At 37.2% G+C, this 25,101-nt stretch carries 27 protein-coding genes; 5 read left to right on the top strand and 22 right to left on the bottom strand.

Going from position 1 to position 25,101, the window contains the following annotated elements:
- Positions 1-148: 148 nt before the first annotated feature.
- Complete coding sequence (locus tag KS419_RS23115; protein ID WP_217069368.1) at positions 149-373, bottom strand: hypothetical protein; 225 nt, start codon at positions 371-373, stop codon at positions 149-151.
- Positions 374-559: 186 nt separating this feature from the next.
- On the opposite strand from KS419_RS23115, the gene KS419_RS25400 reads away from it, so the two are divergent.
- Entirely contained in the window at positions 560-682 is a 123-nt protein-coding gene (locus tag KS419_RS25400) for a hypothetical protein (protein WP_281419877.1), read from the top strand.
- Between the two features lie 47 nt (positions 683-729).
- Here the strand turns inward: KS419_RS25400 and KS419_RS23110 are convergent, their stop codons facing one another.
- Positions 730-1,689: a DUF2515 family protein gene (locus tag KS419_RS23110; protein WP_217069366.1), complete on the bottom strand. Its 960-nt coding sequence runs from the start codon at positions 1,687-1,689 to the stop codon at positions 730-732.
- An 87-nt stretch (positions 1,690-1,776) separates the two neighbouring features.
- Here KS419_RS23110 and recU point away from each other — a divergent pair, with 87 nt between their 5' ends.
- Positions 1,777-2,376: a Holliday junction resolvase RecU gene (recU, locus tag KS419_RS23105; RefSeq protein ID WP_217069364.1), complete on the top strand. Its 600-nt coding sequence runs from the start codon at positions 1,777-1,779 to the stop codon at positions 2,374-2,376.
- A gap of 48 nt (positions 2,377-2,424) precedes the next feature.
- A complete protein-coding gene (locus KS419_RS23100; RefSeq protein ID WP_217069362.1) occupies positions 2,425-5,007 on the top strand; it encodes a penicillin-binding protein 1A in 2,583 nt (860 codons plus the stop codon).
- Positions 5,008-5,027: 20 nt separating this feature from the next.
- Here the strand turns inward: KS419_RS23100 and KS419_RS23095 are convergent, their stop codons facing one another.
- The 6 genes from KS419_RS23095 to KS419_RS23070 all read right to left on the bottom strand — a co-directional run bounded on the left by KS419_RS23095 (position 5,028) and on the right by KS419_RS23070 (position 9,179).
- Entirely contained in the window at positions 5,028-5,573 is a 546-nt protein-coding gene (locus tag KS419_RS23095; protein WP_217069360.1) for a YpoC family protein, read from the bottom strand.
- Positions 5,573-6,229: an endonuclease III gene (nth, locus tag KS419_RS23090; RefSeq protein WP_217069358.1), complete on the bottom strand. Its 657-nt coding sequence runs from the start codon at positions 6,227-6,229 to the stop codon at positions 5,573-5,575. The genes KS419_RS23095 and nth overlap by 1 nt, the downstream gene beginning before the upstream one ends.
- 25 nt (positions 6,230-6,254) lie before the next feature.
- Complete coding sequence (locus KS419_RS23085; RefSeq protein ID WP_246594620.1) at positions 6,255-6,968, bottom strand: DnaD domain-containing protein; 714 nt, start codon at positions 6,966-6,968, stop codon at positions 6,255-6,257.
- 97 nt (positions 6,969-7,065) lie between these two features.
- Positions 7,066-8,355: an asparagine--tRNA ligase gene (asnS, locus tag KS419_RS23080; RefSeq protein WP_217069356.1), complete on the bottom strand. Its 1,290-nt coding sequence runs from the start codon at positions 8,353-8,355 to the stop codon at positions 7,066-7,068.
- 128 nt (positions 8,356-8,483) lie between these two features.
- On the bottom strand, positions 8,484-8,987 hold the full coding sequence (locus tag KS419_RS23075; protein WP_217069354.1) for a cell wall elongation regulator TseB-like domain-containing protein: 504 nt from the start codon (positions 8,985-8,987) through the stop codon (positions 8,484-8,486).
- A gap of 12 nt (positions 8,988-8,999) precedes the next feature.
- Positions 9,000-9,179 carry a YpmA family protein gene (locus KS419_RS23070; protein WP_217069353.1) on the bottom strand — a complete coding sequence of 60 codons (180 nt, stop codon included), beginning with the start codon at positions 9,177-9,179 and terminating at the stop codon, positions 9,000-9,002.
- Positions 9,180-9,304: 125 nt separating this feature from the next.
- On the opposite strand from KS419_RS23070, the gene KS419_RS23065 reads away from it, so the two are divergent.
- Positions 9,305-9,463: a hypothetical protein gene (locus tag KS419_RS23065; RefSeq protein ID WP_217069351.1), complete on the top strand. Its 159-nt coding sequence runs from the start codon at positions 9,305-9,307 to the stop codon at positions 9,461-9,463.
- 79 nt (positions 9,464-9,542) lie between these two features.
- Here KS419_RS23065 and KS419_RS23060 read toward each other — a convergent pair whose 3' ends face one another.
- The 14 genes from KS419_RS23060 to KS419_RS22995 all read right to left on the bottom strand — a co-directional run bounded on the left by KS419_RS23060 (position 9,543) and on the right by KS419_RS22995 (position 23,904).
- Positions 9,543-10,847: an amidohydrolase gene (locus KS419_RS23060; RefSeq protein WP_217069349.1), complete on the bottom strand. Its 1,305-nt coding sequence runs from the start codon at positions 10,845-10,847 to the stop codon at positions 9,543-9,545.
- Positions 10,848-10,876: 29 nt separating this feature from the next.
- On the bottom strand, positions 10,877-11,752 hold the full coding sequence (locus KS419_RS23055) for a ComEC/Rec2 family competence protein (protein WP_217069347.1): 876 nt from the start codon (positions 11,750-11,752) through the stop codon (positions 10,877-10,879).
- Positions 11,753-11,824: 72 nt separating this feature from the next.
- Complete coding sequence (gene dinG, locus KS419_RS23050) at positions 11,825-14,599, bottom strand: ATP-dependent DNA helicase DinG (RefSeq protein WP_217069345.1); 2,775 nt, start codon at positions 14,597-14,599, stop codon at positions 11,825-11,827.
- 57 nt (positions 14,600-14,656) lie between these two features.
- Positions 14,657-15,715 carry a tetratricopeptide repeat protein gene (locus tag KS419_RS23045; protein ID WP_217069343.1) on the bottom strand — a complete coding sequence of 353 codons (1,059 nt, stop codon included), beginning with the start codon at positions 15,713-15,715 and terminating at the stop codon, positions 14,657-14,659.
- 67 nt (positions 15,716-15,782) lie between these two features.
- A complete protein-coding gene (panD, locus tag KS419_RS23040; protein WP_217069340.1) occupies positions 15,783-16,166 on the bottom strand; it encodes an aspartate 1-decarboxylase in 384 nt (127 codons plus the stop codon).
- A gap of 16 nt (positions 16,167-16,182) precedes the next feature.
- Positions 16,183-17,031, bottom strand: a complete 849-nt coding sequence (gene panC, locus KS419_RS23035; protein WP_217069338.1) for a pantoate--beta-alanine ligase — start codon at positions 17,029-17,031, stop codon at positions 16,183-16,185.
- 1 nt (position 17,032) lies between these two features.
- Positions 17,033-17,878, bottom strand: a complete 846-nt coding sequence (gene panB / locus KS419_RS23030) for a 3-methyl-2-oxobutanoate hydroxymethyltransferase (protein ID WP_217069335.1) — start codon at positions 17,876-17,878, stop codon at positions 17,033-17,035.
- 435 nt (positions 17,879-18,313) lie between these two features.
- The gene (locus tag KS419_RS23025) at positions 18,314-19,282 is read right to left on the bottom strand and encodes a biotin--[acetyl-CoA-carboxylase] ligase (protein WP_217069333.1); all 969 of its coding nucleotides are present in this window, start codon (positions 19,280-19,282) and stop codon (positions 18,314-18,316) included.
- Positions 19,276-20,439, bottom strand: coding sequence for a CCA tRNA nucleotidyltransferase (locus KS419_RS23020; protein WP_217069331.1), 1,164 nt, complete (start codon positions 20,437-20,439; stop codon positions 19,276-19,278). The genes KS419_RS23025 and KS419_RS23020 overlap by 7 nt, the downstream gene beginning before the upstream one ends.
- 2 nt (positions 20,440-20,441) lie before the next feature.
- Positions 20,442-21,581, bottom strand: coding sequence for an N-acetyl-alpha-D-glucosaminyl L-malate synthase BshA (gene bshA, locus KS419_RS23015; protein ID WP_217069329.1), 1,140 nt, complete (start codon positions 21,579-21,581; stop codon positions 20,442-20,444).
- A gap of 3 nt (positions 21,582-21,584) precedes the next feature.
- The gene (gene bshB1 / locus KS419_RS23010) at positions 21,585-22,289 is read right to left on the bottom strand and encodes a bacillithiol biosynthesis deacetylase BshB1 (protein WP_217069385.1); all 705 of its coding nucleotides are present in this window, start codon (positions 22,287-22,289) and stop codon (positions 21,585-21,587) included.
- A complete protein-coding gene (mgsA, locus tag KS419_RS23005; protein ID WP_217069327.1) occupies positions 22,289-22,711 on the bottom strand; it encodes a methylglyoxal synthase in 423 nt (140 codons plus the stop codon). The genes bshB1 and mgsA overlap by 1 nt, the downstream gene beginning before the upstream one ends.
- Positions 22,712-22,777: 66 nt before the next feature.
- Complete coding sequence (gene dapB / locus KS419_RS23000; RefSeq protein WP_217069325.1) at positions 22,778-23,572, bottom strand: 4-hydroxy-tetrahydrodipicolinate reductase; 795 nt, start codon at positions 23,570-23,572, stop codon at positions 22,778-22,780.
- Positions 23,569-23,904, bottom strand: a complete 336-nt coding sequence (locus tag KS419_RS22995) for a nucleotide pyrophosphohydrolase (protein WP_217069382.1) — start codon at positions 23,902-23,904, stop codon at positions 23,569-23,571. Before KS419_RS22995 ends, dapB begins: the two co-directional genes overlap by 4 nt.
- Before the next feature lie 215 nt (positions 23,905-24,119).
- Here KS419_RS22995 and KS419_RS22990 point away from each other — a divergent pair, with 215 nt between their 5' ends.
- Positions 24,120-24,995 carry a YitT family protein gene (locus KS419_RS22990; protein WP_217069323.1) on the top strand — a complete coding sequence of 292 codons (876 nt, stop codon included), beginning with the start codon at positions 24,120-24,122 and terminating at the stop codon, positions 24,993-24,995.
- Positions 24,996-25,101 lie beyond the last annotated feature (106 nt).

Here is a 25,101-nt window from a genome sequence, read left to right as displayed (position 1 = left end):
AGCCACCTCCATTCTTGATTATAACAGACAACCATAGAATGAAAAGAAACGGAAGCAGCTCCATTGACTGTATCCTATAGTTCAGTGGACGTCTTAGCCAATATGGAATATGGTGCTTATAATGAAATCATTTATTCAAAAATAGTTCTTACTCTGCCATCAAGGGTCTCGGTAACCCTTTTTCCCTTGTACCTTCTCCCTGATGTTCCTGTTGTTCCGCGTCTTTTCCTTCATTATTCGTATCCAGTTTTCTCTCTATCTGTTCCACTTGATATAAAAGTAACTGAAACCGTTCCTCTAACTGAGAAGCAGGTACCATCTTCTTCACTCTGCTTTTTAACACACGATCTTTTAACGTGGATTTATTTGCCATGAAGTTCTCCCACCTTCTTCGTTTTCTTTTTACCATTCTCCCTTTGTCCTAGAACTCCCTTCTCCATTGACAAAACAAGTTTTGTTTCGTCAAAGAAAGTGTTATTCGTCATTTTCCCCTAAGAATTTATAACATAATACGATTTCAGGAAGGAGAAACTAAGATTGGTAAAAGGGGGTGAATCTGTTGGATAAAAATAATAAATTTAATAAGCCAGATAAAACAGCACGCCAACCTGATAAAAATCGGGAAAATAAACCTGGTTATGGTGATAAAAAGCTAGGAGGACCAAACCGGCCAGCAGAGTAACCGAACAGGGCTGTGCCCATTAGGAAATTACCTAATGGGCACAGCCCTTAAATATTATATTTCGTTGATATAAGTCCTTTTAATCCTGCTAATACTGCAACTTGACTTTGTTTTTTTCTATACCATTCTGTCACTTCATAATTCTTTGGTATTTGCCATCTTTGTTTCAATAACTTCTCTGGCGAGAATCGTTTTTTCTTCGACCAGTCCTTCCTTTCATGATCTCCGTGAATAACAATGGGATATACTGTCCGTACCATAGGTGTTTGTTCCAACCGCATTTCTTTTTGGTAATCTTTCCGGGAACCTGTGAAAGTGCATTCTATAAAAAAATGATATATATCCTCTTTTACCGGAGAATTTAATAGTATCCATGCTAATTGTTTTCCTAATTCTATTCGCTTATGTACATCATTAAATTTTTTTATCGAAACCCCATATATCTTTCCTTCATCTGTGGGAAACAAAACAACACTAAAGTGTAGTTTTTCCTGAATGTAATAATTAGTATTATGAAACACTTTTTTATGGAAAAATGGAGATTCAATAACTGGTTCCTGAATTAAATGTTGTTCATTAACGATCAGGGCATGGAGAAGCCTTACCTTGTTGCCTGTATTCCAAAAATGATACCATTCGTTAATCATCCATTCCGATACATGGAAGTTAGATAAAAGATCGAACAGTGGTTTTCTATCTTGCTTTGATTTTTCATAAATTAACAATTGAGGATATGCATCTGAAAAAATAAGCCAGTTTGCCCTTTCATATGTAATAAACAAATGATGCCGATTCTCTTTACTAAGGAGAATACTGTAGGGTTTGCTCCACAGGTCTGACATACTCCAGCCGGCATTTCTGGAGACCATGCTCGCTAAATAAGCCCAGCTAATTTCGTTATGCTTCAGAAAATAAGACTGATAAGCATCTGTTCGTGATATATTGTCCATGTTTCTCTTTTCTGTATGAGATTTTATAGATTTTATAAGAAGCTGATGTGAATACATAAGTCCTCCCGCCCCTAAAATTCTGTATGCTTTCTTAAAATATGTTATGATATAGTGATGGTTTATTTGTAAAGGATGTGAATTATGATGTCAGTTCGTTATCCGAATGGGAAAAAATTTTCTCCAAACCGAAGCTTTTCAACTACTAATAACGTCAAAAAGGATGAAAGATTCAGTAACAGGGGAATGACCCTAGAGGAGGACATAAACGAAACAAATGAATACTACCGTGCACATAACATTGCAGTCATTCATAAAAAACCTACGCCCCTACAGATTGTTAATGTACATTATCCTAAAAGAAGTGCAGCAGTGGTAACTGAAGCATACTTTAAAAAACCATCAACAACCGATTATAATGGTGTCTATAAAGGGAGATATATAGACTTTGAAGCAAAGGAGACTAAAAATAAGACAAGCTTTCCTTTGAAAAACTTCCATGATCATCAAATAAACCATATGAAACAAGTACTTGCTCATGATGGAATATCATTTACATTGTTACGATTTACTTTATTTGATGAGGTGTTCTTAGTATTTGCAAAAGACCTATTTTCATACGTGGACAATCAGGACAAAAAAAGAAAGTCCATTCCGAAAAAAGATATTGAACAATTTGGTACATTGATTACGCTGGGACTTCACCCAAGGATTGACTATTTAAAAATAATTGATAAAATGATTTAAAATGTGCATACTAGTACATTTACATTGTATCTGAAAGGAAGATGCAACATGTCTGATGAATATCGTACAAGAGGAGAACGGAAGAAAATAAAAGAATCTACAAATAAAAAAGGGAAAAAGACTAGTACAAAAAAGAGATGGAAAAAAATTCTGATAGCTTTAGGGATTATCATGCTCGCAATGGTGTTAGTTGGAGGAATTACAGTTTTCAGTATCATCCGCGACGCCCCTGAACTTGACCCTGACCGGCTAACATTAGCAAATAATCCAGAAATCTATGATAGGGATTTAGAAATGTTTTCAACCCTAGAAGCAGCTGAGGATCGCCGTTCCGTTAATATTAATCAAGTACCACCTGTATTAAAAGATGCCGTAATATCTGTTGAAGATATCCGGTTCTATGACCATTTCGGAATTGATTTAAGAAGAATAGGCGGTGCTGTACTAGCTAATATTCGTGGTGGATTTGGAGCCGAAGGGGCTAGTACCATCACTCAACAAGTAGTAAAAAATTTATTTTTATCTTCGGAAAAGAAAATGACACGAAAACTCCAGGAACAGTACTTGGCTGTTCAATTAGAAAGAAAATATTCTAAAGATCAAGTATTAGAAATTTATTTAAATGCCATATACTTTGATGATGGTAAGTATGGGGTATTAGAAGCTGCAGATTATTATTTCAGTAAAGATCTCGACGAATTAACCATCGAAGATGCCGCACTATTAGCGGGTATTCCACAACGTCCTGGTAGATTCAATCCGTTTAAAAACCCAGAGGATGCACAGATACGACGGAATACGGTGATTAGCCTTATGGAACGTTATGAGAAAATAACTCCAGAGCAGGCAGAAACAGCGAGAAACGTACCTATTGAAGAACAATTACAACAGAGTGAACGAGAGGCATATCCTTACCAAGCCTTTTTGGATGAAGTTATTCGTGAAGTTGAAAGAATAGAAGGAATTGATTCAAACGATATCTATACTGGCGGGTTAAAAATTTATACAACACTAGATCGTGATTTACAAGAATATGTGGAATATGTGATGCAATCAGGGGAAGTTATTGAATTTCCAGATTCAAAATACCAGGCGGGCATAACTGTTCTGGATACGACAACAGGAGAAATTATGGCTTTAGGAGGATTTCGGGAGCCTGCCGAAGGTGCATTAACGTACAATATGGCAACTGGACCAAGAAGACAACCTGGATCTACGATAAAACCAATTTTGGATTATGGACCTGTAATTGATGAGAAAAAATGGTCCACCTATCATCAAATCGAAGATGCACCTTATAATTACCAATCCACAGGAACGCCAGTCAGAAACTTTGATCGTAACTACAGAGGATTTGTTTCGATGCGAGAAGCACTTCGGGTTTCCTTAAATATTCCTGCAGTTAAGGCATTTAATGAAGTTGGGTTAGAATCTGCCAGAGAATTTGGGGAACGATTAGGTTTAGAGGAACAATTAGTTAACATGCAGGAATCCTATTCCATCGGGGGATTCAGTGATGGCTTATCTTCCCTGCATTTAGCAGGTGCTTATGCTGCCTTTGGAAATAATGGTGAGTTTAACAGACCACATACAGTTACTAAAGTTGAATTTCCAGATGGAACAGTTATTGATTTAAAACCTGATTCTGTCGTTGCTATGAATGATTATACTGCATTCATGATAACTGATATGCTGAAAACCGTTGTGCAATCCGGTACAGGAACACTCGCCGCCGTGGATGGTGTACCCATTGCAGGCAAGACTGGTTCCACTAACTATACAGACGAGGAAAGGGCACAACATGGTATAGAGGGTAGTGCTGTGAAAGATTCCTGGTTCGCAGGATATTCCACGGCACTGACCGCAGCCGTGTGGACAGGGTACAAAAACAATGATGATGGGTATATTGATACAAGTTCCGGTTCTACGGAAGGGCAAGTGGCAAGAAGACTGTTTAAAGAAGTTATGACTTATGCACATGAAGGTAAAGAAGTAAATGATTTTGTTCAGCCTGATTCTGTCGTTCGGGTTGGAATAGAGCGTTCTACAGGGTTACTGCCCAGTGAGTTTACACCAGAAAGTGAAATCATATACGAATACTTTGTGAGGGGAACGGAACCAACGGAAGTCTCTGACGAGTTTGAGTATGCTGATCCTGTTCAAGGCTTAGATGCAGCCTACAATGATGAAAATCATGAAATTAATGTAAGTTGGAATTATCCTGATGAGCTTTTGGACAGATTTAGTTTCAGACTGGAAGTAAGTCAAGGGGATGACGGAGATTATCGACTAATTGATGTTACAAAAGACAGGGCATACAACTTGAGTAACCCAGTATATGGAGAGACCTACACTATCAGAGTTACCGTAGTTTCCGACGACAACGGGGATCTAGAAAGTGATCCAGTCACTGTCAGTGTTACTATTCCAGAAGAAGAAGATTTCATAGATGACCTCATTGATGATCTAATAGGAGATGATGAGGACGAAAATGGAGAAGAAAACGGGGAAAGTCCCCCTGAAGATAATGGAAATGGTGACACGGATAATGGAGATGATAGTGAAAACGGTGATAATGACAACGGTGATAATGAAGACGAAACAGAAGAAGAATCCACAAATAGTGATTAGCAGAGGTTGAGCCAGCCGGCTCAACCTCTGTTTTTTTTCTGCTTTAAATAGATTGCCCATTTTTTATTAGTCTCTTCGAATATTTGAATTAATGTAGTAAAGGAATGATGATGGTCTGGGGACGTTAAAATAAACGAAAGGCGATCGGTTATATTCATAGGAGAAAACTCCCTTTGAGACAGATCAGTTGGTACATTCCTAATATCATGAACAGGTTGACCTTGAATCCAATGCATGAGTTGTATATAAAACGAAAGATACTTTAACATTAACGGTTTTGCAGAAACACGATCCCTCTGATTAAAACAATCTTTTAACCTTGGTATTCCGGTTTGTTTCCAAGATGTCATTATTATATTTCTAATTTTTTCTGGATTATGCCAAGGTGGTTCCACTAGCCCAGTTGTTTTTCCATAGTAGAAAGTGATATCAGGTAAAAAATAGTAGGAAACTGTTTGATCGAATTTTTCTGACAATAGGTTCTCCGGAATGGTTGCATTTTTAGGATAGAAGGGGGCAATACAAAATCTTTCAGGAATGGCAATGTTACTCTTCTTTGTTGTCATTAGAGAAGTCCTCTTCTTTTCATCCTTTTTTTCCCTTCTCTACACAGTTCCAACAATGGACATTGTGGACATTGAGGTGATTGGGCTTTACAATGGTATCTCCCAAAAAAGATTAATCTATGATGGGTAATGGACCATTCTTCCATAGGAATTTTGCGCATTAACGTTTTCTCTACTTCTAATACCGTATCTTTCCAACGGCAAATTCCCAACCTTTTACTAACCCTTTCCACATGAGTATCAACAGCAATTGCAGGTTCACCAAATGCAACAGAGGCAACTACATTCGCTGTCTTTCTTCCAACTCCTGCAAGTTTCACCAATTCTGACTTATCTTGAGGTATCTCACCACCATATTCCTCCACAAGAGATTGACATAATTTCTTTATGTTTTTTGCTTTACTCCTAAATAAGCCTATTCGTTTAATATCATTTTCCAATTCCTCTAAAGGTACATGAATATAATCTTCCGGTGATTTATACTTAGTAAAAAGGTTTGGTGTAACCTTATTGACTAACGCGTCGGTGGCCTGTGCCGATAACACTACAGCGATTGTTAATTCAAATGGATTTGAATGGGTTAACTCGCATTCTGCTTCCGGGAACATTTCGCCAATTGTCAGGAGAACATACTCTATTTCTTTTTTATTTAACATAACCCTTTTCCTCCACTACTATTGTTCAGTTTTTTAACCAGTTATAATGGGGGTGCCTCGTTTTTTTCTCTGATTTATCATCCCCAGTATACTGGTTTGTTTTTTTCAATTGATGATGCCGTATTCTTTCTCCATGTTCCCTTGCCTGTTGAAGTGTTTTTATACCATTGTTTTTCCAATCAAATAGAATTCTGTCAATATATCTAAAGTTTAATTTAGACGAAACGACACTCTCCCTTAATGCTGCTTCAATTACCTGGGGAGTATGTCCATCATCATCAAGCCACATAGATATCATTTCCATTTCCATTGGAGATAGTGGTCTTGAAAACTCTTCCTCAAACCTGCGGAAGAGTTGTCCTTCTTCTATTTGTTTTGTTTTCTTACCACTATCAAGTAAAGAATTATTTAAAAATAACACCATTTTTTCATATAATGGTTTTACCGAAAAGGCCTCAGACAATCTTCCATCTTCCTCTTGCCTCTCTTCTATGGATAAGAAACCTTTTTTCAGAAGTTCTTTTAACTGATTCGTACATTCCTTTTCATCAATTGACATTCTCGCTTGTAATTCATTAGGGGTTGGAAAAAAGTTACCTTCCTGTGAAAATTGTTGAATATGCATTAATACCATAAATTGAGTTTCAGTCATACCAATCTTTTTATAGGATGTCATTAACATCGAAGGAACGATAAAAGGCTTGTCCATATATAATTGTACTAGTAATTCATGATTCATCATTATCCACCTCACTAACTATTATAACACGATCAATACACCATCTGATTCTTTAGAATTTAAAAAGTCCCTTATACAAGGGACTTTATCTCTGATTTTAAGGATATAATCGATTAAGGAGGCGTGGGAAAGGTATCGTTTCCCTAACATGTTCTACACCACACATCCAAGCAACCGTACGTTCTAACCCAAGACCAAATCCTGAATGGGGGACAGAACCATATTTTCTTAAATCTAAGTACCATTGGTAAGCATCTATTGATAAGTTATGTTCTTCATAGCGCTTTACCATAAGTTCCTCATCATCAATACGCTGACTCCCGCCAATAATTTCACCGTATCCTTCCGGTGCGATTAAGTCTGCACATAAAACCACTTCCGGACGTTCTGGATGGGGTTTCATATAGAATGCTTTTATATCAGCAGGATAGTTCGTAATAAAGACTGGTTTTTCAAACTTTTCAGCAATAGCCGTCTCATGTGGGGCTCCAAAATCTTCCCCCCATTTTATTTCATACCCATCTTTTTGAAGGAGTTCAATGGCGTCATCATAGGAAATTCGTGGAAAAGGCGATTTTACTTTTTCGAGCTTTGATGTGTCACGCTCTAATGTTGCTAATTCCTGTTGACAATTTGATAATACGGACTGAACAACATGTGTAACATAATTTTCTTGAACTTCTAAGCTTTCTTCGTGGTCCATAAACGCCATTTCCGGTTCAATCATCCAAAACTCTATTAGATGCCTTCTAGTTTTTGATTTCTCTGCCCGAAAAGTTGGTCCAAAGGAAAAAACCTTGCCTAATGCCATTGCTGCAGCTTCCATGTACAATTGGCCACTTTGTGATAAATAGGCATCTTCATCAAAATACTTAGTATGGAATAGATTTGTTGTCCCTTCTGCTGAACTTCCAGTAAGAATTGGAGGATCCACTTTAGAAAAACCATTCTCATTGAAGAATTCATATGTAGCTCGAATAATTTCATTTCGCACTTTCATGATCGCGTGCTGTCTTTTTGATCGGAGCCATAAATGCCTGTGATCCATTAGAAATTCTGTTCCATGCTCTTTCGGAGTAATAGGATAATCTTTGGCATGATGGATAACTTCCAACGATTCAACTGTGAGTTCATACCCGGATGGGGATCGTTCATCTTTACGGACCGTTCCCGTAACATACAAAGAACTTTCCTGAGTAATTTCTTTAGCCAATTTAAACGATTCTTCTGAAACTTCCGCTTTTACTACAACCCCTTGTATAAAGCCTGTCCCGTCTCTCAACTGCAAAAAGGCAATTTTCCCACTAGAACGTTTATTTGCTAACCAGGCACCGATTGTAACTGTTTTTTCTACATACTTACCAACTTCAGCTATTGTTGTTTTCAAAATATTTCCCTCCAAAACCCTTTTATCTAACGTTGTGTTCCTATCATCCACCAATTGTAAGCTGATACACTTGACTATTATACAACTGTGAAAAAATAGAAGTCAACGAAGTTTATAAAGCATTCAAATTATCTTCGGAATTGATAATGACGGATGTATGAACCATCTTGAAAAGTTATATAATAAAAGGAGTGTCGATCCTCCAAGTCAACATATGTGATTTCATACACAGGGGTACTCCCAATAATTCCTAACCGTATACTGTTCAATTCTTTTATCTCCAGTTCATCATTAATGATTGACCTAACTTGAGACTTCGTCAAACCTTCTGATTTGTACCTCGTAATCATCTGAGGTTCATTCTCTGCTTCATCCGTTTTTTCCAATTCTTCTATCCAAACGTACATGCCTTCCCCGTTACTGTCTACTCCCTCTACCACTTGAAAAGAACGGCGCCCGTGATAATAATCCACATTAACAACATCAATTAAGTCTGTTTCTGTAAGGGCTATTTGTGCTGCTGTTTCTTGTCTCTCTATTAGTGGTTCTGATGCAGTGTTAAATAGCATAACACTGGATCCTATAGATAGACCCAACAATACAATGAGTATAAAAATTATCCATGCCTTCATTACTGCACCTTCTTACGTTTCATAAATGGTAAAAACCATTTTTTCTTGATCATTTTCATCCAAGGCAAGACCAAACATTAAATCCCTATCTTTCAATGTACGATTAAGCGCATCAACTACTTTATATAAATCTCTACTTTTTTCCACTTTAATCGACGTTAATTTTTCAATACCTTTTTGCTTTTCTTCCATGATGAACCTCCCTTGAATGCATATTCAAAATTATGTCTGCCATAGTGGTGAAATATTGTTAATCATACTCTCCTGACGTTAGGCGATACTAAGATTACCGCTCCAAAAGAAAAGGATGATTGAGCGTGAAGGAAAATGTCAATAACTCATCCATCTCTACTCTTGAATGGTATCAAAGTGAAAAACATGTCATGTCATTAAGGTCACCATACCGTCCCAACCATTTTAACACAATTAATATCACTTTTAGGCAAACAAAATTCCCCGATCAAGTGAAAGACTAAAAAAGATGAAATAACATTTTAAATTAACTGACCTACACCAACATCATTGTAAGCACCTGATGCACCTCAGGTGCTCTTTTTACGAATGTAAAAAGGAATTTGCTTCATAAATTACTTTTTCTTCATCTAAAAACAAGAGTTCTTTACTTCTCATCAGTTGTTTTCCTTGAACAAATACATCAGATACATCAAAACCTTTTGCTGAGTAGACAAGGTGAGAATGAATTCGATCTTTATCCCATGGTGTTAAATGAGCACTATTTGGATCTATTAGGAGAAAATCAGCCTTATACCCTTTTTTAATTTTTCCTAACTGTTGTAATTGTAATGCCTTGGCACCATTTTCCATCGCCATTCGAAGTATATCCCAAGTTTTTGTAATGGTTGGATCTTTAGAAATTCCTTTGTGCAATAATGCAGCAAACCGCACTTCTTCAAACATATCTAAATTATTATTGCTAGCCGTTGAATCCGTACCCAACGAAATGTTTATTCCTTTGCTAATCATTTGTGGTATTGGGGCGATTCCAGATCCTAATTTTAAATTACTCATGGGGTTATGGGAAACAGAAACATTATTTTCCTTTAAAATTGTTATTTCATTATCCGAAAGATGGACTGCATGTGCAACTAAACAGGGAACTTGAAACAACCCGATTCTTTCCATATGTTCCACTGGCCTCAATCCGTATTGTTCTTTGTGCTTAATTACTTCTTCTTCTGTTTCTGATAAATGGGTGTGGATCCATATATTATTCTCCTTTGCCTTTTCAATAATCATCTGTAAAAAAGATGGGGGACATGTATAAGGGGCATGTGGTGACAATGCAACCGTTATTTTCCCGCTGTTCATTCCGTGAACATCACGGTGTAAATTAATGGCCTCCGACAGTTTATTCCGTTGTTCTTTTTCCGAACAAAGACCAATCATGCCTCTACATAAAACAGCTCTCATCTCACTCTCTTGGGCGAGTTGAGCCACTGTTTCCATATGTAAATGATACATATCTAGAAAAGTTGTTGTTCCTGATTTCACCATTTCCACCATTGCTAATGAAACCGCTTTTTTAATTATATCTTCTGTAAAGGTTTTTTCATTTGGCCACATTACCGTCTCCAGCCATTTCATTAAAGGAATATCATCCCCTGCCCCCCGGAGTAAAGAGCTCCCTAGATGTCCATGGGTATTAATCAAACCGGGAATAAGCCATTTCCCTTTACCATTAATTACTTCACTTGCATTATTCAGTTCTTCCTGTGACGGTTTACCTTCCTTAACTTGATCAAACTCCCCGTGTTTAATGATTACAAATCCATTGATGACCGATGTTGGACCTTCTTCATCCATTGTAATGATATAGACAGAATGCAAAAGTATATTCATAACCGTTCCCTCTCCCTTTTGTATCACTCCTATTGAAATGTAAGCCAACTTTTTGGAAAAAACTCTTCTTCAGTCGGTCTTACTGTTATAACTTCATAATCTTCTTCTGTACATTTTATTGTCACAGAACCAATTCGACTAGTCTGATATACATCTATCCACGTTTCTTCCAAGCGTTCTAAAACAAAATTACTTGGCCGGTCTTCTCCATTTCTAAATATTACTGCTACTTGTGGATCAGCTTCCTCCAATAAATTTTGTGAAGTCCCCCGATCACTTCCAAAGTCTGGAACTTTAAACACAGTAGTCTTAAGATCAAATTCTTTGACCAGTTCTTCTTCCACATGCATATTGGCCACTGTAAGATACAGAAGTTTATTTGTATGATGTGTTAAGAAAAAAGCACTCCCCCCTTCGTCCATTCCTTTATGCTCCTCCACATAAAGAATTTCACTACGTAAATCATCGAGCAGGGAAAAACTGTCACCTTTTTTATATAAGGCAACATCCCCTGTGAATTGTTTAAGGGCAGGTGCTAATGATTGTTTAAGCGACGATGGTATGATAATCCGATTTATCGGATAGTTATTGAGTACCCAGGATAAATTCCCAATGTATTCCGACTGTTTGCTTGTAATCATTAGAGTGTTTATGTTATTTACATGATACATCTCCAGTCGGTCTTCTAGTTCTTCCTGGCTGTTTCTGTGTCCTGTATTAATTAGTACCGTCCCTTCGTATCCTTGAATCAACGTTGCTTCCCCATGGGTAAGATCAAAAAAAGTATATGCGATCTCATCATTATTTAAATTTAGTTCCACTTTATCCGCATTGACATGTATTTCGGTCAAAAAGGGAATTAATAAAAAGGAAAACAAACTATATAATAATATTATTTTTTTCATATGCTCCTCCTTTCATTGTCCATTGGTAAAATAATCAAGTTCCCTTGAGAGTATTTGTACCTAATACGAAGATTATAACCACTCTAGTAATTTATTTTCTAGCTCATCCATTGGTTCATCTAAAACTTTTATTTGTGGAAGCGACTTTATAAAAGCCTTGCCATATCTCGTTGTTACAATTCGTCTATCCAAAACAATGACCACACCTTTATCAGAAGAACTGCGAATTAGCCTGCCAAATCCCTGCTTAAATCGTATAATTGCCTGAGGTAATGCTAACTTCATAAATGGATTTTCTCCATTTTTCTTTAATAACTCACCTTTTGCTCGATAAATGGGATCATTAGGGGGACTAAAAGGGAGGCGAACAATGACAATAACACTTAAATCACTTCCTGGAATATCGACCCCTTCCCAAAAACTGCTTGTCCCCAATAAAATAGCTTGATCAAATTGTTGAAAATTCTTAGTCAACTTTGAACGACTGCCTGTCTGCACACCTTGTGCAATTAACACGAATTCTTCACTTATTATCTCTTTTAATAAATAATAGCTTTTTTTCAGCATGTCATAAGATGTAAATAAGACAAGCATTTTCCCTTTGGTTGCTTCTGCAATTCGATACAATTGCAAAACCAACGCTTCCACATACGACTTATCCCCAACTTCCTGAATTAAGGGCATGTCTGATGGAATCATTAACTGCACTTGTTTATCCCATTGAAATGGTGATTTTATTATCTCCGTTTGGACTGGAAAATCTTCTAAACCAAGGCGTTGTATTATATAGTCAAATTTATTATTCACCGCTAATGTGGCAGAGGTGAGAATAACACTTTTTTTCTTTTTAAAGAACTTGTCAGCAAGAGCTTCTGAAACCTGAATTGGCTTACCTTGAATAAAAACAGAATGTTTTGGTCCCTTTGTTTCCGCTTCTAACCAATAAATCTTCCCTTCTTCGTGATTTAGTAATAAAGAAGAGAATATTGCTTTCAGATCCTTTAAACGATCTATAAAAGAATGATAACCTTCTTTTAATTCTGTTTTCTTATCAACCTCTACTAACTGGAGCAATTTCTGTATATGATCTAACCAATCGTTAAGACAATAGTCACAACGTTCTGCAGCATCTTTCACTTTGACCCATAAAGAAGAACTCACATCGATGGTACATGTTATACGTCCCCTTTCAGATTGGCTTTCACTCCTTGTTAAAACATGCTGATGGAGTAACAGGAACAGTTCAGACCACTCCTGCCTCAATAATTTTCCATATTCCTCCACTTCCGTTGCCTTTTCCTGAATCTTATTCTCCCCATTATTTTGAAAGAAAGAAAGCAATCCTTCTCCTTCTTTTGAACCCATTTCATTGACTAAATGAACTAATGATAAATAATCAAGATGTTGGCCAAAATGTTCTGTTGCCGTATCCTCCAAATGATGGGCTTCATCAATAACAGCCACATCATACCTTGGGATCACCTGATGATCAGCCATGATATCTGATAGAACAAGGGAGTGATTTGTAATAATTAAATCAGCATCCCTTGCCTTTCTTTTTGCACGCTGATAAAAACACCTTGAAAACCAATGACACTTTGGAGAGTTACAGGAGAAGGAATCACTGGCAATCTCATACCAAAAACGCTTTGTATGATCCGCGAGAGTTAGCTCTTCCACATCGCCTGTTGTAGTCTCTGTCAACCACACTAGTATTTGTGCTTTTGCAATACTTCTTTCATAAGATTCAGATGGATCATTATGTATAAGTGTCTCAAATTTTTTCAAACAAAGATATTGACTTCTCCCTTTTAGAACGGCTGTGACTATTGGGAATGGAAGTAATTTTTTTAACAAAGGTATCTCTTTTGATACTAGTTGTTCCTGGAGTTGGATCGTTTGTGTACTAATTACTACAGGCTTTTCTGATTTTTTTGCATGATACGCGGATGGAATTAAATAAGCCAAAGTTTTTCCCGTACCTGTACCAGCTTCAACTAGTCCAAAACTGCTGTCTTCTACAGTATCATGGATAAATTTCATCATATCTAACTGGCCGGTTCTCATTTCAAATCGAGGTACCCTCATTGACCACCACTTAGTATCCTGTAAATACTTTTCATGAAAAATTGAATAATTAATTTCTTCTTTTCCTGTTTCCATTGTGGCATCCTGGTTGTGCAAATGTATATCCTTCCTAATGACTAAGCCTCTATAAGTATCATATTCCTTCTCTCCCCTTTCACTCTCTTTGATCCAAGAATGCAGAAGAGAAAAAATATCACTTTTAAACATATGTTTTAATGAATTGATGTGTTCTAATGTCTCAGTTGGTAGCTTGGATAACCGTTGTTTTATCTGTAAAAAAAGGTGTGCAGTTGCTTCTGCATCACTATCGGCACGATGTGGTTGATTATGTTCCATTAAAAAATTTTCCGATAACTGTGACAACCGATAACTATCAGATGTGGGAAAAGCTATTCTGGACAACTCTACTGTGTCAATTACAGGTCCATGGAATGGGGTATACCCGGCGTGAATTAATTGATCATTTACAAAATGGAGATCAAATTCCACATTGTGAGCCACAAAAAAAGCACCATCAAGTGCTTTTAATAATTTGGGCACGATCTCACCAAATAAAGGTGCTTCTTTTACTAAGTTTGGAGTAATATTTGTTAACGATTGAATAAAAGGGGGAATATCCCTCTCCGGATTTATATAAGCGGAGAAACGGTCTACAATTATATTGTTTTGAATGACCACATAGGCAATTTGAATAATCCGGTCCCCTTTCGTAAAGGCGACACCAGTTGTTTCCACATCGATGATAACAAAACGATCCATGCTTTTACCTCCATAATGGTTTCTCCTGATATATCTTTATGGAAATGATTGCTCGGTCTATGTTAACATCTGATTCGTCATCTTAGTAAGTAATGGGTGTGTTAGTCCAAGGGTATGGATCTTTTCTTTTACTTCTTTGATCCTCGAAAACTCATCCCATTTGATTAATAACCATAAATAGGAAATCCATGCATTAATATCTCCAGGGTGATCTTTTAGGAGTTGTTGAAACCCCTCTGTAGACTTTTCCCTTTCATCCATTAACCCATAATTCCATGCTATGCCGTGTAGAATGGTCGCTTCATCATACCCTAACTCATGTAATCGCTCATAACAGTATAAAGAGCAGGTGAAAAATTCCTTCTCTTCAAATTCCACCGCAAGGGATAAAAGTAATTCCTTCGAGTCAAAAGTTTGAACTGCTTTATACCATGTCTCCATTCCATACGTTCGGTCACCAGAATCAAAATAACATTTTCCAAGCCAATAGTACCCTTCAGCATCTCCCTCATTTGCATCAATCACTTTCTTAAAATAAGGAAGAGCTTGTTCAGGCATCTCCAATAATAAGTAACAGATGCCTAAATTATACACTACATCTGGATTAAAGAGGAGGGATTCTGCCTTTTCAAAATAAGAAATCGCTTGCTCAATATTACTCCCCCTCCCTTCGTAAATCCCTAATCCAAGAAAAGCAAAGTGTTTTTCCAGCGGGTCCATACTTTGATGAATTGTATTTAAGAAGCTTTCTTTTGTCACCTCCCCGTCATTCATATATAAATGGGAAAATCCTTTATATAAGTAAATTCTAGCGTGGTGAGCATCTCCTCTTAGTTCCATATTTAATTCATCTAAAGCTTTTTCGTATAGCCCTAAATTAAAATAACTAATTCCAGGAATATCTAATAGTGATTTATCAAAAGTAAGTGGAGCCGAATGAAGGAGTTTCTCTTTTACTTCATCCAATAAGTCTAATTGTTCACTCCACACTTCTAACATCTTTTCGTGTGATTTCGATAAATGCTTTACCCAATAGTGTTTCTCTTCATCGGACAATGTATGTTGATTTAACAGTAACCATTCGCATAATTCATCCCATTTCTCTTTGGAAAACAAAAGAAACCCTCCTATCCAATAGAACATATACTTACAGTGTTCCATTATAGGAGGGATAGATATACAATTATCGTACTGTTGCAGCAGGTTCCGTTTTCATCATTTCAATTATTTCATTCCGTTCATCTAATATGGCCACCTTTGGTAGATGTTCCTTAACAAGGCTTTCTTCCACCCACTTATAAGAAATGATTATCACTTTATCACCTGGCTGGACAAGCCTTGCTGCTGCACCATTAAGACACACTGTTTTCATACCCCGTTTACCTTTAATGACGTATGTCTCTAATCTTGCACCATTATTATTATTTACCACTTGCACTTTTTCATTTTCCAGAATACCTACTGCATCCATTAAATCTTCATCTATCGTAATACTGCCAACATAATTTAAATTAGCTTCTGTAACCGTTGCACGGTGCAGTTTGCCACTCATCATTTCACGAAACATTCTCTTCCCCCCCACTTTAAACACTAATAATAATATTATCTATTAACCTTGCCTTGGAGTACTTTACTGCTACAGCAATAATAATTTCTCCGGAAAGGAAATCTTGCTTTTTTAACTGTGGAAAACTTAAAACTTCCCCATAATCCACTTTACCATTGATTTTCTTTGACAAGGAAGAACGGAGAAACTCTTCCACTTCTTGAGAAGATGTACTGCCCTTTGTAGTAATAAAATCCTTAGTTTCTTGAAGGACTTGAAAAATGGAAGGTGCTTCTTTTCTTTCCTCTTTAGTCAGATTAACATTCCTTGAACTTTTCGCCAAACCATCCCTTTCCCTCAGAGTGGGACATGGGACTATTTCAATATCCATATGGAAATCCTGAACCATCCTTTTGATAACTGCCACTTGTTGGGCATCTTTTAACCCAAAATACGCTCGGTCAGGATCCATTATATGAAAAAGTTTTAAGACTACCGTTGCTACCCCATCAAAATGGTTTGGACGCTTTGCTCCACAAAGCACATTTGTACCTTCATGAACAACAATCGTGGCGCTCATCTCCGTTGGGTACATTTCCTCATTTTCCGGGTAAAAAACTGCATCTATTCCAGTTTCCTTCGCTAAGACAAAATCCCGTTCAAAATCTTTAGGATAAAGTTCAAAATCTTCCCCTTTACCAAATTGCAATGGGTTAACAAAAATACTTAAAATGACAACATCATTCTCTTTTTTTGCCTTCTCTATTAAAGAAAGATGACCTTCATGTAAATACCCCATTGTTGGTACAAAACCGATCATTTTTCCATCTCTTTTTTGATTCTTCACCCATTTTTTCATTGGAGATATTTTAGTGAAAAGTTTCATTTCAGTTTCCCCCATAGAGTGTTTGTTTCTCATCTTGTTGTTCTTTTTCCTTTGCTTGAAAGACATGCTTTTCCTCTGGAAATTTATTTTCCTTCACATCATTGTTAAATAAACGCAATGCTTCAAAGATGGAAGTGGAAACATCTGTATATTGTTGTACAAATTTAGGTACATAACCTTGTGTCATTCCAACAATATCGTGAAACACTAGAACTTGCCCATCTGTATAACGTCCTGCTCCGATACCAATAACAGGGATAGATATCTTCTTAGCGATTTCTTCTGCTAATCCTTCAGGTACACACTCTAATACTAGGAGACTTGCACCAATTTCCTCCACCTTCTCTGCATCCGTTAACAGTTGTTCCCGTTCTCTTTGATTTTTCCCCTGAACTTTGTAACCTCCGAGAACACCGACAGATTGAGGAGTTAATCCTAGGTGGGCAACGACAGGAACCCCTCCCTCAATTAGGAGTTTCGCCTTTTCGAGCACAGCACCTCCACCTTCTAATTTGACAGCATGTGCTCCTCCGTTCTGAATTAATTTCCTAGCATTTGCAAACGTTTCTGTTATGGAGGCATGATAAGTTAAAAACGGCATATCTGTGACGATAAACGTATTTTTTGCTCCTCTTTTTACCGCTTTTGTGTGATGGATCATGTCATCCATTGTCACTGGAACAGTGGAATCATAACCAAGGACCACCATTCCTAAAGAATCTCCAACAAGAAGGACATCCACTTCTGCTTTTTCTGCTAACTTGGCGCTTGGTGCATCGTAAGCAGTAACCATTGTTATTTTTTGATTCATTTCTTTCATTTTACGAAAATCAGCTGTTGTTTTCATCATCATTTCTCCTTTCTTTTTCTCTGAGAAAAAGGGAGACAGCACTTATAGAAAATCCCAAAACAGGCTCGAGCGTATTCGCCAAGGAGCAGTTCCTATTAATCTGCTATGTCATACCGGTGTTGATTTCAGCAAAATTTTTACCCTGTCAGCGGGCAGTCCCAAGAAGGGACAGTTGTTTTCAACTAAAATTATAGTATTGAAAAACAATACTCATAACATAACAACAAAAAACCCTCTTCCAACTGCAGAAGAAGGCGGATTCTCTAAATCGCTCCATCGACAAAAAGACATAGATTTTCCATATCTTTGTCACACCCTCTGTCCCAGTCCGACAACGGATCAAGGCAGAATATCAAAATTGTATTGAACCATTTTTGGTACAGTTCCTAAAGGATACTGCCCACTAAAAGTATAGCATAGATTCAGAAAATGTTAATCCATTGTATGATTTATGTCAGCAGAATAAACGGGATGTATTTTCCCATCATCATCCTCGAGTAAAAGAACCCCTTGATCATCAATTCCAATGGCCATTCCATAGAAAACTTCCTTTGTTGTTACTGCTTTTACTCTTTTCCCAATGGAGACTGCCCTGGCTTCCCATAAAGGTTTAATAAACTGAAACCCCATTGTTAAATAGGCATCATATAACCATTCAAATTCCTTTAATATTTGGATAATCAGTTCAGCCCGATTAATTTTTTTACCTTTCTCCATAGAAAGAGAAGTGGCAATTTTTTTCAGTTCATTAGGAAACTTCTCCTGATTAGTATTTATTCCAATACCAATAATAACAGAATTTACACGATCTGGATCCGCCTGCATTTCAGTCAGTATTCCAACAACTTTCTTTCCATTAATTAAGATATCATTTGGCCACTTTATTCCAACTTCCAAATCGGTAACGTTTGATATTGCCCTTGCAACAGCTACTGCGGTCACTAAGGTGAGTTGAGGTGCTTCCCGGAGTTCAATTTCCGGACGAACTATTATGCTCATCCAAATTCCTGTATCCGGAGGAGAGAACCATTCTCTCCCTAATCTTCCCCTCCCCAGTGTCTGCTCATTTGCTATGACAATAGTTCCTGTATGGGCACCCTCATTGACAAGCCTCTGTGCAACAATTTGGGTGGAATCAACGTTGTCCTTAAAATGAACATGTTTAAATAGAGAATCTTCCATTAACCTGGATTTTATTTCGTGTTCACTCAATTGATCGGTTTCACCTATTAATTGATACCCTTTATTTGAAACAGCTAAAATTTCATTGCCTTCTTTTCGGAGCGACTCAATGTATTTCCATACCATCGTCCGACTGCAGCCAAGTTCCTCGCTAATTTTTTCACCAGATAAAAACTGATGTTGGTTATCTCGTAATAGCTGTAATACTCTTACTAACATGATTGAGACTCCTTTTTCAACCAGTGATATATCTGATCTTCGTCATTTTTCACTTGTTGTAAAATGACTGCTTTCTCGATTTTTTTCATTGTTTCTCCAAACCAAGATCCTGTTTTATTAGGGAACCAGTGAATGAGATTGTTTCCAGTAATCACTAGTTCCCCTTTGTTTTTGATTGGTAATTTATCGTAGCGATCAGTCAGATTTACAGCTGGTTTTCCTGGACTAAGAAAATGGTATAATTTTTCCGCTGCAGCTATTCTCCTGTCTCCCAATTGATAAATATGATAATCATTTATGGTATCAGATAAACCTTCATTAACTATGGTAACAATTTTTAACACATCTTTAATTAATTGATTCGATCGTTTATATGTTTTCAACACTTTTTGTGCTCGATGTTGGTCCGAAGAAAAAGCGGCTAACGACCACCATTCTAAACTCCCCTTTATGGTTAGCTCGCCAACTGATGTAGTAAGTGCAGAGAGAATAATATTTTTTTGTGGAAACAAATTTGAAAGTTCCTCGATCACCTTATGAGTTAATAAGTATTTTAGATCTTTGTTTGAAAGACCATGTCTCGCCAATTTTTCAAACTCGTTGGCTAAGCGTTCAACGGCAGGTTCTTTTATCATGTTGGCCTGTTTCTCAAGTAACTTTTCAGTAAAACTATCAATTATAAAATTATATTGAATAGAAAATCGGATACCCCTTAACAATCGTAAAGGATCATCTAAAAAGGTAGTTTCCGATTGATCTACCACTTTCAATATTCGGTTAGTAATATCACTTTTTCCACCAAATGGGTCGATGATTTCTCCCGAACTTGTTAGAGCGAGGGCATTGCAGGTGAAATCACGAAGAGCAAGATCGTTTTGTATCGTTTTATTATGGTTAACATCTTTACTTTTGAACTCGCTCACTTCAATGGCATGGCCGCTTACAGGAATAATTATCGTACCATGTTGAACACCTACATCTATACATCTTGGAAAAATTTGTTTTATGTCTTCCATACTGGCATTAGTACAAATATCAATATCCCTGATACTTACATCCATTAATTTATCCCGTACTGCACCACCGACAATGTAGGCTTCAAACCCAGCCAATTCCAACTGCTCCAAAACGTAATTCCCGGCCTTTTCTAAACACATCACTACGCATCACCAATTCCACATAAGGCTTTTTCATAAATCTCTTCGTATTGCTTTACAATTCTTTCCTGATGGAATTCATGTTGTACTTTGTTAATGGCCTTCTGTGCCATCCGTTGATGAAGATCTGGATCTGATAACAGCTTTATGGACATTCTGGAGATTTGTTCAATATCTCCCAAAGGACAAATGTAACCATTTTCCCCGTGGTCAATAACTTCCGGAATACCTCCAATATCTGTCCCGATTACCGGAACGCCGCATGCCATCGCTTCTAATAAGACGAGTCCGAAGCTTTCTTTCTCAGACAATAATAATTTCAGATCACAAATGGCTAAAAGATCTGCAATTCCCTTCTGGCTTCCTAAAAATTTTATTTTTCCATCAATATGTAATCTTTTTGCCAGTTCACGTATTACCGGAATTTCAGGACCTTCCCCAATCATTAAAAGAACAGAATCCACCTGTTTTTGGATTTCATAGAACGTTTGAACAACATCTGATACCCTTTTCACTTTTCGAAAATTAGAAATATGTACAATCACTTTTTGATTAGGGGGAATTCCCATAGATTCTTTCAAGTCAGTTCCAGTCCTGGGACTATATTCCAGTGGATCGATAAAATTGTATACCGTCTCAATATCTTTATTAATATCCAATAATTCTTTTGTTTGCCTCACCAGATCATTGGATACAGCTGTAACTTGATCGGATCGTTCAATACCAAATCGTATCATATCCGATAATGACGGGTCATAACCCAACACGGTAATATCTGTTCCATGTAGAGTCGTCACAACTTTCAGATGGCTACCTACCATTTCCTTTGCCAAAAATGCACTTATGGCATGGGGAATGGCATAATGAACGTGGAGAAGATTTAATTCTTCCCTTTTTGCAATTTCCGCCATTTTACTAGCCAATGCTATATCATAAGGGGGATAGCGAAACACCGAGTATTGGTTTACTCCTACTTCATGAAAAAATATATTACTGTGACAAGTCTCTAACCGGAACGGGACACTTGAAGTAATAAAATGAACCTGATGACCTTTTTCTGCAAGTGCTTTTCCTAATTCCGTAGCAACTACACCTGATCCCCCCACCGTGGGATAGCAAGTTATTCCTATTTTATACGTCATTCGCTATTCTCCTAATACTTTTTGAATTAAAACTGGTTTATCCGACCTGAATGCTTCTCCAAATTCCACTCCAACTTCATTTCCCATAAGTCTTTCCCGACCCTTTAATTGGTCTAAGTACCCTGTATTTAAAGGCGTCTTCACCTGATTATCGCCTAGTTGAAATTGACTTTTAAAGCACGCTAAAGCCTCCATCTTCTTATCTATATAATCAGTGATGTCTATAACAATTTGAGGTTTCATGACACCATTAATTTGAAAATACAATAAGGAATCTGGACGAAATGCTTCTGGATTGGATTCTGGGAAATAGTTTTTAATTCCAGCAGAAAATATGGCTTCCTTCACAAGTTCCGTACAATGCCCATGGTCTGGATGACGATCTTCTTTATCTGGAGCAAATACGATACGTGGTCGATATTTTCGGATAATAGTAACCAGTTCTTGAATACATGCAGAACGATTATCAAGGAGATGGCGATCTGGAAAATTTAATTGTATTCGTTTTGAAACACCTAATACATTTGCTGCATCTACAGCTTCGTTTTGCCGTTCTTCCACTGTCCCATTTGAAGATAATTCTGCTTTAGTTAAATTTACGATACCTGTTTTATACCCATAAAAGGCATATTTTGCAAGGGTTCCACCCATCCCAATTTCCACGTCATCAGGATGGGCTCCCACTGCGAGAATGTCTAACTTATCCATCAAGTATTCTTCTCTCCTTGTTTTTGCTCTTTCACCACATCACGCCATTGGAAATCGCCCCTCTCAAGTCCTCTGAGTAAGATTTCTGCCGTAGCCATATTTGTGGCTAGGGGAATGCTATACACATCACAGAGACGAATAAGAGCAGTTATATCTGGTTCATGTGGTTGAGCAGTTAATGGGTCCTTAAAAAAGATCACACAATCCATGTCGTTATCAGCAATACGAGCCCCTATTTGTTGGTCTCCACCAAGTGGACCTGATTGGAATCGATGTATTTGTAAAGAAGTATTTTCCATGATTCGTGTGCCTGTTGTACCTGTGGAAAAAAGGGTATGACTTTTCAGAACTTCTTCGTATGCCGTAACGAACTGCACTATATCATCTTTCTTTTGGTCATGTGCTATAAATGCAATATTCAATTTCTGTTCCTCCTCGAATAAACCTCGTTTTATAATCTAGATAAGTTGCTATTACCCTAAAAAAAACTATTCAATAATATGTTCTAGTCCATAAACAAGGACATCTAACTTCATTACTGTTTCACATGCAAGCTTGACACCAGGCATAAATGAAGCCCGATTAAGGGAATCATGACGGATTTTTAATGTTTGTCCTTCTCCACCGAAAATAACTTCTTGGTGAGCTACTAAACCTGGTAATCTTACACTATGAATTCGCAATCCATCATAATCAGCACCACGTGCCCCTTTCATTTGTTCTGTTTCATCAGGATGACCTTGTTTCTTCTTCTCACGGACGTCTGCAATCATTCTTGCTGTTTTTACTGCCGTCCCAGAAGGGGCATCTAACTTTCTGTCATGATGCTGTTCAATAATTTCCACATCAGTCATATAACGTGCTGCCATTTGGGAAAATTTCATCATTAATATTGCACCTATTGCAAAGTTAGGAGCAATGATGGCACCTATTTTCTTATCCGCAGCTAAGTGAGTTAGTTCTTCCACATCTTGATCTGAAAAACCAGTTGTACCAACTACAGGTCGAACCCCATGATCAAATGCCGTAATCATATGCTTTTTACCAGATTCGGGAGCTGTTAAATCAATGAGGACATCACATTCAACTTCTCGGAAACATTGATCCATGTCTTCATAAATTGGCACATCTAATGGTGCCATCTCTTTGACATCTTTCATTTTCAAACCGTTGTTGATAATGTCTACCACTGCTACTAATTGAAAGGTTGCATCTTCACTTACCATTTTGACCGCTTCGCTTCCCATATTTCCACGGGGGCCAGCAATTGTAATACGGATCATTTATTACTCTCTCCTTTTATATTTTCGATTTTTGTCCAACGATCTTTATCTCGTGTTTGAAACTTGTCCATTACTAATTTAAATGCATCATCCAAATCAACATCCAAAGAGTTTGCAAGGCAGACAAGTACAAAAAATATGTCTCCAATTTCCTGTTCGATAGTTTTTTCTTCTTCCGTATTTTTTTTCGGTTTTTCTCCATAGTAATGGTTGATTTCCCTTGCTAGTTCTCCCATCTCTTCCGTTAATCTTGCCATCATTGCTAAAGGAGTGAAATAGCCTTCTTTAAATTGATTAATATATGTATCCACTTCCTGCTGGATTTCTTGCATTGTTCTTGTCTTCAAACTTCTTACCCCACTTTCACAGTATGTCGCTCATTGGATTGGAGTTATTATACACGTACATGTTAGCGAAAACTTGTTTATTTGACAAATATTAAGGGTTCTTACTAGTTACTACAAGTTGTCACTTCATTTGATCCACAGTCACCATTCCATTATAATAAATCAATTGAGAAAACTATAGTAGAAAGTGGTGTATTCCTATGATCGGATATATAAAAATAAAAAATCTCATCTTTATTATATTAGGAACCGCCATAATGTCTTTTGGATTAGTTTACTTTAATATGGAAAACAATCTTGCAGATGGTGGGTTTACAGGAATAACTTTAATTCTCTATTTTATTTTTGACATAAACCCGGCCTATACAAACCTAATATTAAATATACCTCTTTTTATTATAGGATGGAAAGTACTTGGTCGAAATGCATTTATTTACACGATAATAGGCACCGTTGCTGTTTCAGTTTTCCTATGGATTTTTCAGAGATTTCCAGTTATCTCCCTCCCTCTTTATGACGACCTTACATTAGCGGCACTTTTTGCAGGTGTTTTTATTGGTACTGGTTTGGGAATTGTCTTTCGGTTTGGTGGTACAACTGGCGGAGTTGATATTATTGCAAAGTTAGGCTTTAAGTATTTTGGCTGGAGTATGGGAAGGACAATGTTTTTATTTGATGCTGGTGTCATTACAACATCACTCATTTATTTAAACTACAAGGAAGCTATGTATACTCTCGTTGCAGTCTTTGTAGCAGCTAAAGTGATTGATTTTATGCAACAAGGCGCTTATTCAGGAAAAGCTGCGATGATCATTTCTGAACATGGGCCAGAGATTGCTGCAAGCATCTTAAAGCAAATGGATCGGGGAGCTACTATTTTAAAGGGAAAAGGAACATATACAGGAATAGAGAAAGAGGTCCTTTATTGTGTCGTCGGAAGAAATGAAGTAGTCCGTTTAAAAAACCTCATTGCCAAAGTGGACCCCCATGCCTTTGTTACCATGGGAGACGTTCAGGATGTCATGGGGGAAGGGTTCACATTTGATGAGAACAGACAGCCCTACGAAAAATTTTGAAAATGGGGAATAAGAAAAGCGTAAGCGCCTATGATCACGAGCGTAGGGCAGTGGAGGAATGACAACAGAAGTCCGCTCTTTGACTTCCGTTGTCACTTCCGAAGTG

The organism is Evansella tamaricis (assembly GCF_019042215.1).
Classification (GTDB): domain Bacteria; phylum Bacillota; class Bacilli; order Bacillales; family Salisediminibacteriaceae; genus Evansella; species Evansella tamaricis.
The sequence above is the reverse complement of the archived record's forward strand: the minus strand, read 5'-3'. Positions and strand labels throughout refer to the sequence as shown.